The 16,673-nt window shown below is 39.5% G+C and carries 15 protein-coding genes; 9 read left to right on the forward strand and 6 right to left on the reverse strand.

Translation table 11 applies throughout. The annotated features are described in order from the left end of the window. Positions 1-8 precede the first annotated feature (8 nt). The 4 genes from EAL87_RS05065 to EAL87_RS05080 form a co-directional block, all read right to left on the reverse strand. The gene (locus EAL87_RS05065; RefSeq protein ID WP_120913414.1) at positions 9-998 is read right to left on the reverse strand and encodes an HlyD family secretion protein; all 990 of its coding nucleotides are present in this window, start codon (positions 996-998) and stop codon (positions 9-11) included. An 11-nt stretch (positions 999-1,009) separates the two neighbouring features. Further along, a complete protein-coding gene (locus tag EAL87_RS05070; RefSeq protein ID WP_120913416.1) occupies positions 1,010-2,557 on the reverse strand; it encodes a TolC family protein in 1,548 nt (515 codons plus the stop codon). A 9-nt stretch (positions 2,558-2,566) separates the two neighbouring features. Further along, positions 2,567-3,910, reverse strand: a complete 1,344-nt coding sequence (locus EAL87_RS05075; protein WP_120913418.1) for a hemolysin family protein — start codon at positions 3,908-3,910, stop codon at positions 2,567-2,569. Between the two features lie 105 nt (positions 3,911-4,015). Continuing rightward, positions 4,016-5,617: an inorganic phosphate transporter gene (locus EAL87_RS05080; protein WP_120913420.1), complete on the reverse strand. Its 1,602-nt coding sequence runs from the start codon at positions 5,615-5,617 to the stop codon at positions 4,016-4,018. A gap of 138 nt (positions 5,618-5,755) precedes the next feature. Here EAL87_RS05080 and EAL87_RS05085 point away from each other — a divergent pair, with 138 nt between their 5' ends. From EAL87_RS05085 to EAL87_RS05120, 8 genes are all read left to right on the forward strand, one after another. Next, the gene (locus EAL87_RS05085) at positions 5,756-6,025 is read left to right on the forward strand and encodes a NifU family protein (RefSeq protein WP_120913422.1); all 270 of its coding nucleotides are present in this window, start codon (positions 5,756-5,758) and stop codon (positions 6,023-6,025) included. Positions 6,026-6,036: 11 nt separating this feature from the next. Then, positions 6,037-6,648, forward strand: coding sequence for a histidine kinase (locus tag EAL87_RS05090; RefSeq protein WP_120913424.1), 612 nt, complete (start codon positions 6,037-6,039; stop codon positions 6,646-6,648). Between the two features lie 3 nt (positions 6,649-6,651). Next, the gene (locus EAL87_RS05095) at positions 6,652-7,995 is read left to right on the forward strand and encodes a UDP-N-acetylmuramoyl-L-alanyl-D-glutamate--2,6-diaminopimelate ligase (protein WP_120913427.1); all 1,344 of its coding nucleotides are present in this window, start codon (positions 6,652-6,654) and stop codon (positions 7,993-7,995) included. A gap of 3 nt (positions 7,996-7,998) precedes the next feature. After that, a complete protein-coding gene (gene tal / locus EAL87_RS05100; RefSeq protein ID WP_120913429.1) occupies positions 7,999-8,949 on the forward strand; it encodes a transaldolase in 951 nt (316 codons plus the stop codon). A gap of 56 nt (positions 8,950-9,005) precedes the next feature. Continuing rightward, entirely contained in the window at positions 9,006-9,542 is a 537-nt protein-coding gene (locus tag EAL87_RS05105) for a 50S ribosomal protein L25/general stress protein Ctc (RefSeq protein WP_120913490.1), read from the forward strand. 9 nt (positions 9,543-9,551) lie between these two features. After that, the gene (pth, locus tag EAL87_RS05110) at positions 9,552-10,112 is read left to right on the forward strand and encodes an aminoacyl-tRNA hydrolase (protein WP_120913431.1); all 561 of its coding nucleotides are present in this window, start codon (positions 9,552-9,554) and stop codon (positions 10,110-10,112) included. A 9-nt stretch (positions 10,113-10,121) separates the two neighbouring features. After that, entirely contained in the window at positions 10,122-11,189 is a 1,068-nt protein-coding gene (locus EAL87_RS05115) for an LptF/LptG family permease (RefSeq protein ID WP_120913433.1), read from the forward strand. 120 nt (positions 11,190-11,309) lie between these two features. Continuing rightward, on the forward strand, positions 11,310-12,227 hold the full coding sequence (locus tag EAL87_RS05120; RefSeq protein ID WP_162972622.1) for a phospholipase D-like domain-containing protein: 918 nt from the start codon (positions 11,310-11,312) through the stop codon (positions 12,225-12,227). A gap of 297 nt (positions 12,228-12,524) precedes the next feature. Here the strand turns inward: EAL87_RS05120 and EAL87_RS05125 are convergent, their stop codons facing one another. Next, entirely contained in the window at positions 12,525-13,688 is a 1,164-nt protein-coding gene (locus tag EAL87_RS05125) for an outer membrane protein (RefSeq protein WP_162972625.1), read from the reverse strand. Positions 13,689-13,869: 181 nt separating this feature from the next. Here EAL87_RS05125 and EAL87_RS05130 point away from each other — a divergent pair, with 181 nt between their 5' ends. Further along, positions 13,870-14,307 (forward strand): CopD family copper resistance protein, encoded by a 438-nt coding sequence (locus tag EAL87_RS05130; protein WP_120913437.1) that lies wholly within the window; start codon positions 13,870-13,872, stop codon positions 14,305-14,307. Here EAL87_RS05130 and EAL87_RS05135 read toward each other — a convergent pair. Then, entirely contained in the window at positions 14,304-16,670 is a 2,367-nt protein-coding gene (locus tag EAL87_RS05135) for a heavy metal translocating P-type ATPase (RefSeq protein WP_120913439.1), read from the reverse strand. The two genes, EAL87_RS05130 and EAL87_RS05135, sit on opposite strands and share 4 nt — an antisense overlap. Between the last annotated feature and the right edge of the window lie 3 nt (positions 16,671-16,673).

Genomic DNA, 16,673 nt, shown 5'->3' on the forward strand with positions numbered 1-16,673 from the left:
AATCCTTTTTAAGGTTTAATAGTAACTAACACGCTCATCCCTACCCTAAAATTTTCCAACTTTTCTAAGGGTATGGCCTCCACTTCATAGCTTTTCATGTCGTAAGTGTTGGAATTATTCGTCGCTTTCCAAGTCGCAAAATCGCCCATCACGCTCAAATATTTGACCCTGAATTTCGCGCTTTTTTTCAACGCCGGGATGTAGCCTTCAAATTCCTTGCCCACTTTAAAATCGCTCAAATACTTTTCAGGCACGCTGATTTTTAGCCAACTATCCTTTAAATCTATCATTAAAACCACAGGAAAGCCCTTAGGGCTAAGCTCACCACCGCTTAAAAGCACGTTGCTCACTTCCCCATCAATTGGGGCTGTAGCCTTGACATCTTTTAGATAGGATTCCACTTCATTCACTTGCCCTAACGCCGCACTTTCTTTAGCCTTAGCGGCAATCTTGCTTTCAGAGCTCGCCCCCCCTAAAGCCATTTTATACTTTTGATAAGCCGCGCTCTCGTTGTATTTGGTGCTTTCATAGGCTGCATAAGCTTCATCGCGCTTTTGCAAGCTCGCCACGCCGCTATCATACAAATCTTGAACGCGCTTATAAGTCTCTTTGGCTAAAGTGGCTTGAGATTTGGCCGCTTGCCAAATGTCTCTCGCAGAATTAATCGTTTCGTCTCTTGAGCCTCTTTTGACTTCATCGCTAAGCGCTTTAGCGGCTTTATGCCCGGCCTCAGCTTGAGCGAGCTTGGCTTCTAATTCAGGGCTAGAAATGCTAAAAACCAAATCGCCCTTTTTAATGTGATCGCCTTTTTTAACAAACACCTTTTCAATGCGTCCAGGGACTTTGGAGCTCACGCTGTATTCTCTGGCCTCCAAAAACCCTTGCAACACTTCAGCCTTAGGGCGATAAGCTAAATAAAAAAGCACGATTAATCCTAATAATAAAGCCCCACCCCCTGTAAGAATCGCTTTATTTTTATCCAACATGCTATTTGACATGATTTTTTCCTTTAATAAACAAATTCATAAAATAAATCAATGTGATCGCTCAACGCCATTAAATTCGCTAATGAAACGATATATTTATAAGCCACGCTTTTTTGCTCCACGATGATAGAAGAAAGCGTGTTCCTCGCATCAATGACTTGAGCGTTCGTGCTTAAGCCTTGTAAAAAAGCCTGCTCTTGGAGTTTTAGATTTTCCTTGGCTAATTCCACGCTAGAAAGCAAGCTTTTGTATTCTTTCAAATAAGAAAGCGTCTCTTTATAAGTCTTATTCACTAACAATTCCATGTTTTTTTTAGCTTGGATTTGCTCGCTACTCACTTGCAATTCCGCTAATTTGCTCGCTTGGTATTTTTGGATACGCCCTGTGGGGGAAAGAATAGGCATGCGCCCAGCCACGCCCACAAACCAACTAGGGATCATGTCTTCAAACACCGAATTGTTTTGCTTCATGAGATAAGAGCCAAAAAAACTCACTTGGGGCAAGAATTTAGCGATCTGTAGTTTCGTGTTTTCTTTAGAAATTTGAACCTGGTTTTCTAAAGTCTTTAAAGCCGGGTAGGAATTGAGCGTGGAAGAAACAAAAAAGCTCAAATCGGGCAAATCTTTTTCCGTGCGGATCTCTAATTTATTGGAGGGCGCTAGATCGTCCTTGCTAGACAAAATAGAATTGAACGAGAGCTGCGAAACTTCTAGCACATCTTTAGCCTTAACGCTAGCGATATGGGCCTTATCATAAGCCACTTGAGCGCCTAAGGTTTCCACCCTAGCGATTTGGCCTACTTTTTGCATTTTCAAAGCGTTTTGGAAATGCTTATAATGGCCTTTTTCTACCTCTTCTAAAGTTTCAGCCACTTCTGCGTTTAACACCATGCCATAATACACGCTCACAAGCTCTTGAAAAGTGGAAAGCTTTTTCAAGCGATACACTTCATTAGCGTCTTTTTGCATCAAATCCGCAATGCGCACCATCGTGAATCTTGCCCCACCCATATAAAGGGGGTAAATAATGCTCAAAGCCCCAATCACCACATTTTGCTTAGAAAACAATAAGGGGGCCTCTAAAGTGCTGCTCAAAGCCCCAAAACCTTGCATCACCCCTTGCATGCCCGCTTGGATTTGAGGGGTTAATACTTGAGGGGGGATATTTTGCTGGATGTTTTGCAAGCCTTGATGGATCTGGTTGGTGGCTTTTTGCACGCCCGGTTGTTTTTGGCTGGCGAAATCCATTTTAATAGGGTTAGAGAGGTACACATAAAAAGCGCTCAAATCAATTTGGGGTAAAAAAGAAAGCTTAGCCGCTAATTTCATTTTACTCGCTCTTTTAATGGCGTATTCTTGCGCATGCAAACCTTCATGGTTAGACAACACCCTAGCCCATGCGTTTTTTAAAGAGAGTTTTTGAGCGTTAGGATGGTTCAAAGGCGCGCTGTCTTCAGCCATGCTCAAAGAAGAAGGCTCGGTTTTTTCTTGGACATTTTCAGGGTTTTCATCAACAGCGTTTAAAGAGCTACTGAACAACAAGCTCAATACAAAAAGGGTTGTTTTTTTCATGTTCATTCCTTATATTCTATCCTTATTTTCCTTGCTCGCTTTCAAGCGTTTTATCCTAGCGCCATCCACGCTTAAGACTTCAAAAACATACCCATGCGAAATAATCGTATCCCCTTCCATAGGCATGCGTTCTAACAAGCTGAAAACATAGCCCCCAAGCGTTACTTGCTCGCATTCTTTGTCAAATTGGATATGAAGCACTTCTTCTACGCTCTCTAAATCCAGCATGCCCTCTAATTCAAACACGCCCTCTTCAAGCTTGTTCACGCCCTCTTGTTTCAAGTCGTATTCGTCGCTAATCTCTCCCATGATTTCTTCAATAATATCTTCCATCGTGAGCAACCCGGCCGTGCCGCCGTATTCATCAATCACCAAAGCGGTATGGATTTGCTCTTTTTTCATTTTAATAAGGATTTGAGAAATGGATGCGCTTTCGGGGACGATGATCATTTTCCTGACGATTTGCTTGAAATCATGCATTTTAGGGGTGAAAATAGAGCGAGAGAGCAAGTCTCTGATATGCACCATGCCGATAATGTTATCTTTAGAACCCTTACAATAAGGGTAGCGCGTGAATCGGCTTTTTAAAACAATGTCTATATTTTCTTCATAGCTGTTTTCTTCGTCCAAACACACCATGTCTTTTCGTGGGGTCATGATTTCTTTAGCGCTCGTGTCAGAAAAATCCACCGCGTTTTTAATGATTTCACCCTCCACTGAATCAATAATACCCTCCCTCAAACTCTCGCCCACAATGATTTTTAACTCTTCTTCAGAATGCGTGCCGTCATGCTCTTTAGGGTTGATACCCACTTTTTTTAAAAAGAAATGAGCGATCACATCAAACAAGCGCACCACCGGGTAAAACACCACCCAAAACACATGCAAAGGGCGCGCGGCAAAAAGAGCGGCCTTTTCAGATTTAGCGATCGCTAAAGATTTTGGCACAATCTCGCCTAGCACGACATGCAAAAAAGTGATGCTTAAAAACGCTATAACCACGCTCATTGAATGGATAAAAATAGGATTATCTTTTAAGTCCATAGACTCAAACAGCGCGGCTAACAACTTTGCGATAGCAGGCTCACCCACCCAGCCTAAAGCTAATGAAGAAAGGGTGATGCCTAACTGCGTGGCGCTCAAATAAGTGTCTAGCCTTTGACTCATCTCTAAAGCGAGTTTAGCGTTGGAATTACCGATTTTAACCAGCTCTTCTAAGCGGGTTTTACGCACTTTCACAAGGGCAAACTCTGAAAGCACAAAAAAAGCGTTCAACAGCACCAATAAAAAAGCAACCATCAACATCAAAATCGATTCAGACGGATCCAAATAAGCTCCTTGATTCCTCCCCATGACTTTAAACCTAAAACCTAACGATCAATATAAAATAAAGATAAAATCTTAGAATTTTAACATAAAAGATTAAGCCTAACTTTAAAAAACAAATCCTTAAAAACCCTAGAAATACTTTTCTATAAAACCAAGAGCCACAAACAGAAGCGCCCCCAAAAGCGCAGAAACCGGCACGGTTACCAACCAAGCGGTAACAATCTTTTTTAAAATGGAGCGTTTGATCACTTCTTCTTTATACACTTTTTTAAGCGACTTTTTTTCTTTCTTTTTCAATTCCAAAGCGATGGCGGTGTTCTTGCTTTTTTTCAAGCTCTCTAGCATGAGCGATTTTTCTTTCAAATTGGCTTTATCAAAGCGCTCTAAAAAGCCCTCAATTTCTTCTAAATCTTCCCCAAAGTGCGCCGCTACAATGTTGTCTCTGATCCTAGCAAAACGCCTTCTTGATTGCTCTCTTAAGCGCTCCCTTAAAAAGCCCACCCCAAACACCGCGCCCACCACAATATGCGTAGAGCTTACCGGTAAGCCTAATTGAGAGGCTAAAAGCACGGTAATGACCGCAGAAAGCGCGATGCAAAAAGCTTGCATTTTGTCTAATTCTGTGATTTCTGAGCCCACCGTTTTAATGAGCTTTGGCCCATACAAGCTCAAGCCTAAAGCAATCCCGGCTGCCCCTACTACCATAATCCACAACGGCACAGAGCTTAAAGTATTCCCTATAGGGCTACTCGCTTCTTCTAAAGTTTGACTGATTGCCGCTAGTGGGCCTATAGCGTTAGCCACGTCATTAGCCCCATGCGCAAAGCTTAAAAGCGCAGCAGCAAAAATCAAAGGGACATTAAAAAGCTCATTGATGCTTTCATGGCTGTTTTCTAATTGTGGGGCTTTTTTTGACACAAATCTTTTAAAAAGGATAAAGATTAAAAGTGCAAGGATACAACCGCAAGCCAGCTGGATTTCAAAACCCACCGTATAAAGGCGTTTTAAAACCTTAACGATCAAATACCAGCTGAATGTTAAGCTCATCAACGCTACCAAATAAGGCACGACCTTTAAAGCCGCGCTCTTTTTGTTTTCTTTATAAGCGATAGTCTTTTTAATGAGCATTAAAAAAAACATGGCTATCAAAGCCCCCATTAAAGGCGAAATTACCCAACTGGCCACAATGCCTGACAAAAAATGCCAATTGATCGCTGCCATTCCAGCTGCTGCCATTCCAGCCCCCATAATCCCCCCCACCACAGAGTGTGAAGTGGAAACAGGAGCGCCAATTAAAGTCGCTACATGCAACCACAACGCCCCGCTCAAAAGGCTAGCCAACATGACATTGATGAAAATATGCGCATCATTAATAGATTCAGGCGAAACAATGCGCCCTTTAATCGTAGAAACCACTTCCCCCCCAGCAATGATCGCTCCAAGCATTTCACAAATCCCGGCGATCAAAATCGCCCCACCCATGCTAATGGCTTTAGAGCCTACGGCAGGGCCGACATTATTAGACACGTCATTAGCGCCAATATTCATCGCCATATAGCCCCCAATCACAGCCGCAAAAATAAGCAACAAGCCCTTAGAATTAGCTTGCCCAAAAATGAGAGCGAGCAAAGCAGCGCCAATGAGAAACAAAAGAGCGAGAGCGATCTTTAAAGTGTCTTTTTGGAGTTTTTTGGAGGCTTTTTCAAATTCTTTGATGTTTTTAATTTCCATACCGTCATCAAAACCTTATTCTAATAGTGGTCTTATTCTATCCAATTAGCCCTTGAGCCACTCTTAAAAAGCGTTGTTTGATAAAAATGGCTCATTATATGGTATCTTAAAGTAAAATTTCAAAGAGGGTTTTAAAAAATGATAGAATTTAGCGATGAAGATTTACAAAAACCGGTGCGTATTGTGATAGAAAAAATCCGCCCTTACTTGCTTAAAGATGGCGGTAATATTGAAGTGCTAGGGGTGAAAAGCATGAAAATTTATGTGGCTTTAGAGGGAGCGTGCAAGACTTGCTCTAGCAGTAAAATCACTTTAAAAAACGTCATTGAAAGGCAGTTTAAAATGGATATCCACCCCAATTTAGAAGTGGTGTGCTTAGAAAACGCTAAGGAGTTTGATAAGCTTTAAGGATTATAGGCATGCAAAAGTTTGATTATGAATTTAAAAAGCGCGCGTTGATTAAAGAGGGATTTTTAGCGTTCAAACAAACCCGTTACGCTGAAGCGTTGCACCTTTTTTCTGAAGTGTTGTTTTTGGACAAAGACAACCAAAAGGCCAAAGTGGGAGCGTTATTAAGCGATATCGCTAAAGATTTCCCTAAAGAAGCCCACAGCTTTTATGAATTGTATCAAAGCTTGATCGCTATGCAAAAACGAAGTTTAAAACACCAGGCTGAAGATCAAATCATGACTTTAATCGCTTCTTTTGATGAGGGGTTAAACCAAATGGCTGAAAAGATTGATGCGCAAATTTCTCAAAAAGGCGAGGAATTGAATGGCATTTTGTATGCGGATTTCAAACGCTTGAGCTTGGAGCGCGGCTTTAAGGAGGCGTTTGAAGATTTGATGTTCAGCTCTAGGGTGATTTTTGACAATAAAGAGGATTTTTATGAATTTTTGAAAGAATTGAACCACTATGGCTATTATGAATTAGCGATCAATTACATTGAAAACATGCATGAAGGGTCTTTCATTTATGATGAATTTTTGCGCTCTCTTTTAGAAGACGCCTTAAAATCCCACAAGGCTTGAAAAATGAAACTTAAAAAATCCTTGACTTATCGCAACCACACCTATTCTTTTTTAAGCGATAACACGCATGAAGTTTTAGAAAACCCTGAAGAAATCCTTTTTGTCAAAACGCCTTTAAATGAAAAATACTCTCCCTTAATTGAAGCAAAAAACCTGGCTATTTTAGATTTTAACGAGCTTAAAAACTATTTTGATTTTAAGATTAAAATTGTAGGGGTTACTGGCACTAATGGTAAAACGACCACAGCGAGCTTGATGTATTCCTTGCTCTTAGATTTGAATAAAAAGACCGCTCTTTTAGGCACAAGAGGGTTTTTTATCAACGACACACAAATCAAAGAAAAGGGTTTGACCACGCCCACTCTTTTAGAGCTTTATAGCGATTTAGAAGAAGCGATTCGTTTGGGGTGTGAATATTTCATTATGGAGGTGAGTTCCCATGCGATTGCCCAAAAGCGCATCGCCGGGCTTGATTTTGCCCTTAAAATCTTAACCAATATCACAAGCGATCATTTGGATTTCCACAAAAGCCTAGAAAATTACAGAGGTATTAAAAACAGCTTTTTTAAAGACGAGGGCTTGAAAGTCATCAACAGAGATGAAACAAACGCCCTTTTTAACCCCATTAACGCACACACTTACGCGCTGGATAAAAAAGCGCATTTAAACGTTCAAGCCTTTTCGCTCAACCCCTCCATTAGCGCGTCTTTATGCTACCAGCAAGATTTAAGAGATCCTAATCTTAAAGAAATCGCCCTCATCTATTCCCCCCTTTTAGGGCGTTACAACCTTTATAATATTTTAGCCGGCGTTTTAGGGGTCAAACTACTCACTCAGTTACCGCTAGAAGCGATCACGCCGTTGTTAGAAAACTTTTGTGGGGTTAAGGGGCGTTTGGAAGTGGTGCATTCTAAACCTTTAGTGGTTGTGGATTTTGCCCACACCACAGACGGCATGCAACAAGTCTTTGAAAGCTTTAAAAACCAAAAAATCACCGCTCTTTTTGGAGCAGGGGGCGATAGGGATAAAACCAAGCGCCCTGAAATGGGAGCCATAGCGAGCTGTTATGTGCATAAAATCATCTTAACTTCAGACAATCCTAGAAGCGAGAATGAAGAAGACATTATTAAGGATATTTTAAAAGGCATCAGCGATTCTTCTAAAGTCATTATAGAAAAAGACCGAAAGAAAGCCATTTTAAACGCTTTAGAAAATTTAAAAGACGATGAGGTGTTGTTGATTTTAGGCAAGGGCGATGAAAACACTCAAATCTTTAAAGACAAAACGATTTTTTTTAGCGACCAAGAGGTCGTTAAAAGCTATTACCAACATTTAAAACAAGGATAAAACATGCAAGAATTCAGTTTGTGGTGCGATTTTATAGAAAGGGATTTTTTAGAAAACGACTTTTTAAAGCTCATCAATAAGGGGGCTATTTGCGGGGCGACGAGTAACCCCAGCTTGTTTTGCGAAGCGATCACCAAAAGCGCATTCTATAAAGATGAAATCGCTAAACTCAAAGGCCAAAAAGCTAAAGAAATTTATGAAACTCTGGCGCTAAAGGATATTTTACAGGCTTCTAGCGCGTTAATGCCTTTATATGAAAAAGACCCTAACAACGGCTACATTAGCCTAGAAATTGACCCTTTTTTAGAAGATGATGCCATTAAAAGCATTGATGAAGCCAAGCGGTTATTCAAAACATTAAACCGCCCCAATGTGATGATTAAAGTCCCGGCGAGTGAGAGCGGTCTTGAAGTGATTAGCGCTCTAGCTAAAGCCTCTATTCCTGTTAATGTAACTTTAGTCTTTTCGCCTAAAATTGCCGGTAAAATCGCTCAAATCTTAGCCAAAGAAGCGCGAAAAAGAGCGGTCATTAGCGTGTTTGTCTCACGATTTGACAAAGAAATAGACCCTTTAGTGGCTCAAAACTTGCAAGCTCAAAGCGGGATCATGAACGCCACAGAGTGCTATTACCAAATCAATGAGCATGCCAACAAATTCACAAGCACCCTTTTTGCATCCACAGGCGTTAAGTCTAACTCTTTAGCTAAAGATTATTACATTAAAGCGCTGTGTTTTAAAAACTCTATCAATACAGCCCCATTAGAGGCTTTAAACGCTTATTGGCTTGACCCAAACACAGAATACAAAACCCCTTTAAAAAGCACAGAAATTGAAGCGTTTAAAAAAGAATTGCAAACGCACAACATTGATTTAAAAAACACCGCTCAAAAACTCCTTAAAGAAGGCTTGATAGCGTTCAAACAATCCTTTGAAAAGCTTTTAAAGAGTTTTTGATTTTTAAGGGTTTTTTGGATAGAATAAGCCCCTATTTTATTTTAAAAAGGATTGACATGTTAGAAGGCGTTATTAGAGAGAGTATTACTAAAGCTAACGCTAAAGCTTTAAAAAAAGATGGCTATCTAATCGCAAATGTTTACGGGAAGGGTATTGAAAATGTGAATTGCGCGTTCAAATTAAACCCTTTCATCAAATACCTTAAGGAAAAAAAGCATTTGATTTTTCCGGTGAAATTAGGGGATAAGACTTTTGAAGTTGTGGTTCAAGAATACCAAAAAAACCCAGTTACTAACGAGCTTATCCATGTGGATTTACTCGCTGTTGCTAAAGGCGTGAAGTCCAAGTTTAAAGTCCCTGTTAAATACCAAGGCACTCCAGTGGGCTTGAAAAACAAAGGGATTTTAATGCTCTCTAAAAAGCGTATCAGCGTGGAATGCGCTCCAGAGCATTTGCCCGATCACTATTTAGTGGATGTGACCCCTTTAGACGTGAATGAGTCTATTTTGGTACGCGATTTAGAAAAACACGAGAACGTTAAGATTTTAGATCATGATTCTATCGCTGTGATCGGTGTGATTAAAGCGAAGTGATTTTAGGTTATGACGCTTTTAGTAGGTTTAGGCAACCCTACTTTGCGTTACGCTCACACCAGACACAACGCTGGTTTTGATATTTTAGATTCACTCGTTAGCGAATTGGATCTTTCTTTCACTTTTTCTCCCAAACACAACGCTTATTTGTGCGTTTATAAGGATTTTATCTTACTCAAGCCCCAAACTTACATGAATTTAAGCGGCGAGAGCGTTTTGAGCGCTAAAAATTTTTACAAAATTAAAGAGCTTTTGATTGTCCATGACGACTTGGATTTGCCTTTAGGTGTTGTGAGATTTAAAAATGGCGGAGGGAATGGAGGGCATAACGGCCTAAAATCCATTGATTTATTGTGTTCTGATTCTTATTATCGCTTGAGGGTGGGGATTTCTAAAGGAATTGGTGTGATTGAGCATGTGCTTTCCCAATTTAATGAAAATGAAGAGCCTTTAAAAAACGCTGCGTTTGAACATGCCAAAAACGCCTTAAAATTTTTTATAGAAAGCCATGATTTTAACGCCATGCAAAATCGTTTCACGCTTAAAAAACCTTTAATCATAGAAAGTTAAGGGTTTAAAGTGCGTTTGTTTAGATTTGTAGGGTGGTATTATTTCAAATACTTTTTAATCGTGCTTTTAGCTTTAGAATTGTTTTTTGTAGGCATTGACAGCCTGAAATACGCCGATAAAATGCCTGATTCTGCGAACATGATCATCTTATTTTTCACCTATGATATTTTATTTGCGCTCAATTACACCTTGCCCATTTCCTTGCTTTTAGCGATGGTTTTATTCTATATCGCATTCATTAAATCCAACCAATACACCGCCTTGCTCTCCATTGGCTTTTCTAAACGCCAGATTTTAAAACCCATTTTTTTCATCAGTTTGTTTTTCACGGCGATTTATGTGGGGTTGAACGCCACTCCTTTTGTGTATATGGAAGAAAAAACGCAAAATTTGATCTATAAAGACAATTCTTTGAGCGTCTCAGAGCATTTGTTAGTGAAATATAACGATGATTATGTATATTTTGATAAGATTAATCCCTTATTGCAAAAAGCCCAAAATATCAAGGTTTTTCGCCTGAAAGACAAGACTTTAGAATCTTATGCTGAAGCTAAAGAAGCTTTTTTTGAAGACAAACATTGGATTTTGCATGACGCTACCATTTATAGCCTGCCTTCAAGTTTTGAATTGGGCGCAAACGCTTTAAACGCTATGCGTTTAGAAACCTTTAAAACGCTCAAAAATTTCCGCCCTAAAGTTTTGGACACCATTTATCAAAACAAGCCTGCGGTTTCTATCACAGACGCTCTTTTATCTTTGCATGCTTTAGTGCGCCAAAACGCCGACACGAAAAAAGTGCGCTCGTTTTTATATGTGTTTGCGATTTTGCCCTTTTTTGTGCCGTTTTTAAGCGTTTTAATCGCTTATTTTTCGCCCAGCCTCGCCCGCTATGAAAATTTGGCTCTTTTAGGGCTAAAGTTTATCATTATCACGCTCGTTGTGTGGGGGCTATTCTTTGCTTTAGGGAAGTTCAGCATTTCAGGGATACTCATTCCTGAAATAGGCGTGCTATCGCCCTTTTTTGTATTCTTAGCTCTCAGTCTTTGGTATTTTAAAAAGCTTAATAAGAGATTGTAAGATTTATAAACTTATAGTCAAGATAACTCAAGCTCTCATTAGAGAGCTAAATTAAAAGACTTGCAACGCAACATTAACTTAAGACTTGTAAAGTAGCTTGAAAAATTGTTAAGGTTTTTGGTGAGTTCTGTTCAAATCCTATCTAATCTCAATTATCCCAAAGTGATTACCGAAGGACTAAGAAATTCTTTAGACACTCACATTGCAGTTGCTTTTTTAAAATACAGTGGGGTTGAAGTTATTCAAGATGCTTTGATTGATTCTTTAGAAAAGGGGGCAGAATTTGAGATTATTGTAGGACTTGATTTTAAAACAACCGACTCAAAATCCATACGATTTTTGCTAGACTTAAATAAAACTTATAAAAAATTAAGATTTTATTGCTACGGCGATAAAGAAAATAACAAAACAGATATTGTCTTCCACCCTAAAATTTATATGTTTGACAACGGAAAAGAAAAAACTTCCATTATAGGTAGCACCAACTTAACCAAAGGGGGGTTGGAGAATAATTTTGAAGTCAATACCATTTTTACAGAAAAGAAACCCTTATATTACACGCAGTTAAACGCTATCTATAATTCTATAAAATATGCAGATAGTCTGTTCACTCCTAATGAAGAGTATTTGCAAAACTATGATGAAGTTTTTAGCGCCATTATTAAAAATGAACAAAAAATCTCAAAAGATAAAAGCATTCAAGAAAAGATTAAAGAGATTGAAAAACAAGAAAAATGGCTTCCTGGAACTATCCCCTCTATTAAGGCAATGATAGTGGAATTTATTTTCGCCTGTGAGGAAAAAGGCGTTAAACAAGCAGCATTGCAAGATATTTATCAAGCATTAGAAGAACGAATAAAAAAAGAAGAGTGGGGATACAAATACAAAAGCGATACTTTTAGGAACACTATCAGGGGCGAACTCAACCACCATGTACTGAAAGATAACCCTTCAAAAGATAACTTGGGGCTTTTTGAGAGACCAGAAAAAGGTTTTTATGCTCTAACACCAAAAGGGCGTTCGTATAAAGGACGCTAAAGGTATTTATTTCAGACAATCCAGCCTAGTCTAATTAAACTCTTTGCGAGACTATCTCTATCAATCAAAATAAAGAATTGAAAGAAAAATTTGACTCCAATGAATATATCTTTAACGATGAAGAATTAGAACGCATTATAGAAATATCCCTACAACAGCATAAGGACTCATTAGTGGTAATGATAGATTTATCAAAAAAGTAGAAAATAGTGCAGAATGGTTACAGATCAATGACGATTTGAAAGCTTAGAACATCAAGCTTTCATCTCTAAGCCTTGCCTAAAACCCCTACCAAACTTAAAAAGTATAAACATAGCGCAAATACATAGAATACTGACGGCGTAAGGTTTGGGTTAAGCTGAAATTGGTTTCTGCCCCGGTGATAGTGGTTGGTTGGCCATTCTCTAGTGGGCCTTGTTTTTTCGCTCTTATGGTAGTAGAGCCTTTGAAAAAGTGATTAGGGAGCGTGGGGATTTTGATACCAAACTCAATGCCATGGTGTTCAAAAATATTAGTCCTAATGCCCACATTCACTAAAAATTGGAAAATCGTGTGATTCACCTTAGCGTTTAATTTTCCTGTGGCATAGACGCTATTAGGGTTAATCCCCACATTACAACTCGCCGGCGTCGTGTCCCCGCAAGTGATTGTGCCATCAGCGTTAGTCATGTAAGCGTCAGCGTCGGTATTGACGCCATAAACATACCCGTCCTTAAAATACCCCACACGATTATTAGTCCAAGTGTTACCCGCAAAATTCACGCCCACAAAAAACCCGGCCGTGGCTTTAGGCTTATCTATAATATTAAAAAGCATGTCTGTGCCAAAACCATAAGTATACATGTCGGCTTTTTGATCGCTCAAATAGAAAGGCGAAATAGCGTTAGCGGCCCTGGAGTTAGAGAAATTGGTATGCCCATAATCAAAAAAGCCATAATAGCGCAACCCAAACCACCTTTTTTTACCGATAAAATGCTTATAGCCTGTCATCACGCCTAGCCCATACATCGGCTGGTTACGGCCAGGAATGTTTTTATTGGTGCTAAGCATGGTGCGCGAAGTCCAATTGACCACACAGTTAGCTTTAGTGTAGCCTGGCGTTCCTGGCGTCCCTGAAGCTGGCTGACAGCCACCGGTCTGCCCGTCAGGAACTTTGCCATCATCATTGGCCGAAACATCGCCAAAAGGCACCTGAAACAACTCGCCGTTTTTATAAGCGTTTGTCTTTTGATCAGCCCTACCCACTTCCAAGCTAATCCCCACAAACGCGCCATTCTTTTCATGGGCATTTAAGGGGTTTGTCAGCCATAACGAACTCAAAAGAGCGCCTAAAATTACCGAACCTTTTTTAGAAATATCTAAAGATTGAGCTATCAAAACAGATTCCTTACGATTAAAATTTTTACAAACCATTTTGCAATCTTGCATTCTATTTTTCTTCTTTGTCATAAAATTAAGCATCACTCTCTAGGGTCTCCACTTAAGTGTTACTTTTTTAATTATTTTATTATAGCTAATTACAATCTTAAAAGTCAAATAAAAACCACCCCTAAAATTCCCATAATAGTGGGCTACTTGACAATAAAATCCTTTTATAGTAGATTAAAAACTCTTTAATTTTCCCATGAATAAAGGATTTTAAATGGATGCGATTTATCCTTATGCGTTGGTTGTTCATTTATTGTGCGCCATTATTTTTATTGGCTACTTGTTTTTTGATGGGGTGATTTTCCCCAATGTGAAGAAAATGTTTGGCGAAGAGTTTGCCAATAAAGCAAATACAGGAATCACTCAAAGAGCGGTTAAAATCATGCCCTTATGCGTTTTAGGGCTTGTTTTAACAGGGGGAATAATGCTTAGTCGGTATATGGGGGGCGATAAAGGCTGGTGTGAAACCCCTTTTCAAAAGATACTCATGCTTAAAGTGATCTTAGCGTTAAGCATTTTTCTTTTAGTGCTTTTTTCTTTATCGTGTAAGTTTTTGGGCAAGAAAAACCCTATTGGCAACTATATCCACCCTATCGCTCTAACTTTTGGTTTTTTAATCGCTATTTTAGCCAAAACGATGTGGTTTGTTTAAGAGCGTTTCAACCTCAAAGAATTTAAAACCACTAAAAGCGAGCTAGCGCTCATGCTCAAACTCGCTATTAAAGGGTTGATGTATCCTAGCATAGCGACTGGGATTAAAATAGCGTTATAAATCAAGCTCAAAACAATGTTTTGCAACACCACTTGATAGACTTTTTGAGCGTTATCAAACGCTTTTTCTAACAAGCTCAAATTCTCTTCTAAAAGCAAAATATCGCATGCGCTTTTACTCAAAGCGCTTTTTTCAAACCCTAAAGAAACGCTCGCTTGTTTCAAGGCTAGCGCGTCATTATTGCCATCGCCTATCATCGCGCAAACGCCCTTATAAGAACTGATGATTTGAGCTTTATCTTCAGGGGTCAAATTCGCATGGTATTTAGAAATCCCTAATTTTTTCGCGCACTCCTTAACCGAGCTTTCATTATCCCCGCTTAAAATTTCTAATTCTAATCCCTTGTTTTGTAAGGTTTGAATGACTTCTTTAGCGTTATTTTTCAAGCGCTCTTCTAAAATGAATAACGCGCACAAAGTCTTATTTTTCGCAAAGCCTACCATGATATTAGCGCTCTCTTTCATTGGTATACCCACCCCCATAGATCCCAAGAATTTCAAGCTCCCCACTAACAGGGTTTCGTTTTGATAATTCGCTTTCAGGCCATGAGCGAAAAACTCTATCTTTTCTAAATTAACCTCATCGCTATTTAGAGATTTAAGAATCGCGCTATGGGCTAAATGCTCCCTCACTTTTAAAAGGCTCTTCAAAAGCCTTTCGTCAAATTCTTCGTAAATGATTTTTTCTTTTAAAAGGACTTCTTTTTGCGTGAGCGTGCCGGTTTTGTCTATAAAGATTTTTTTCACTTTAGCCAAGGTTTCTAAAAACAACGCTTCTTTAAACACGATCAAAGGGTTTTTAAACACCCCTATCACTAACGCAATGGGCGTAGCCAGAGCGAACGCGCAAGGGCAGCTGATGACTAACACGCTAATACACACCATTAAGGCTTTTTCAAAATTACCCCCCAAACCAAATTGCCACAATAAAAAGCTTACAAAGGCTAAAAACAACACCGCTTTGGAAAAAATATCCGCAATTTGATTCGCACTGCTCTCAATTAAGGGCTTTTCTAAAAAACTCTTTTTTAAAGTTTCTAACAAACTAGAAAGGCGTGAGTTTTGAAAATCAGCACTCACTTGATAGCTAAAAGGCACGCCCATGTTCACATAACCCCCTAAAATTGGATCATTAACCTCCAATTCCAAAGGCTTAAACTCCCCACTGATCAAAGACGCATCCACGCTCGCGTTATTTAAAAGCACGCCATCTAGCGCGATTTTAGCCCCGCTTGGCACCCAAACAACAGAGCCTATCGCCACATCTTTAGGGTGTTTTTCTATCTGCTTGTCCTTTTCTACAACGATCACGCTATGGATTTCATGCGATTCTAGGGCCAGACATTTTTCATTCGCAAACAGCCTGGCTTTTAATTCCAAAAACTTAGAACCAAAAACAAGCGTTAAAATCGTGCTGCTCGCTTCAAAATAAGTCTCTTGGGACACCAACATGGCATAAACGGAATAAACAAACGCCGATAACGCTCCAAAAGACACGCTCAAATCCATGCCCAAAACGCCATTTTTTAGCCCATAAAACGCCCCCTTAATGAAAAAACGCCCCACAACCACCAACACCAACAAGCTTAAAAAGAGCGACACGAGATCCAAATTCCTTTGCATGAGCTTATCCATGCCAGTGCCATAATTCGCGCTACCATAACCCGCACCACCATAACTTGCATACTTGGCAATGGCAATAAACATCAAATTCATGGTGGCAAAAAACCCCACGCTTAAAGTGAGCAAATAGGAGCGCTGCTCTTTTTGGGCTTTTAGGGCGTAATTTTTTGCGTTATAGATTTTAGCCCCATAGCCCAAACTCTCAATTTTTTGAACGATCTCTTTAGGGTTTAAGGACTTGTCAAACACGATTTGTAAATGGTGGGTGGTGAAATTCACGCTCACTTTTTTAACCCCACTTAAGCGCTCTAAAACCTTTTGATTGAGCCACAAGCAAGCGTTGCAATGCGTTTTTTCTAGCAAAAGATTGAGGATAAATTCGCCCTTATTATTTTCTTCAAGGGCTTGTTCTAATTCCAAAACGCTCATTGAATCTTGGGGCGTTACGGGGGCTAAAGTGGAAGCGCCTAACTTGTCATAAAAGCTCTCTAAATTCAAATCTAACAATAACGCATACACCCTAGCGCACCCTGCGCAACAAAAATGCAATTCTTTATGATTGATCACCTCTTTAAAAAGCTCGCTTTCTTTAAACTCCAACTGGCAATGCGAACATTTCATTTT

The organism is Helicobacter pylori, from assembly GCF_003636935.1.
Taxonomy (GTDB): Bacteria; Campylobacterota; Campylobacteria; order Campylobacterales; family Helicobacteraceae; genus Helicobacter; species Helicobacter pylori_CH.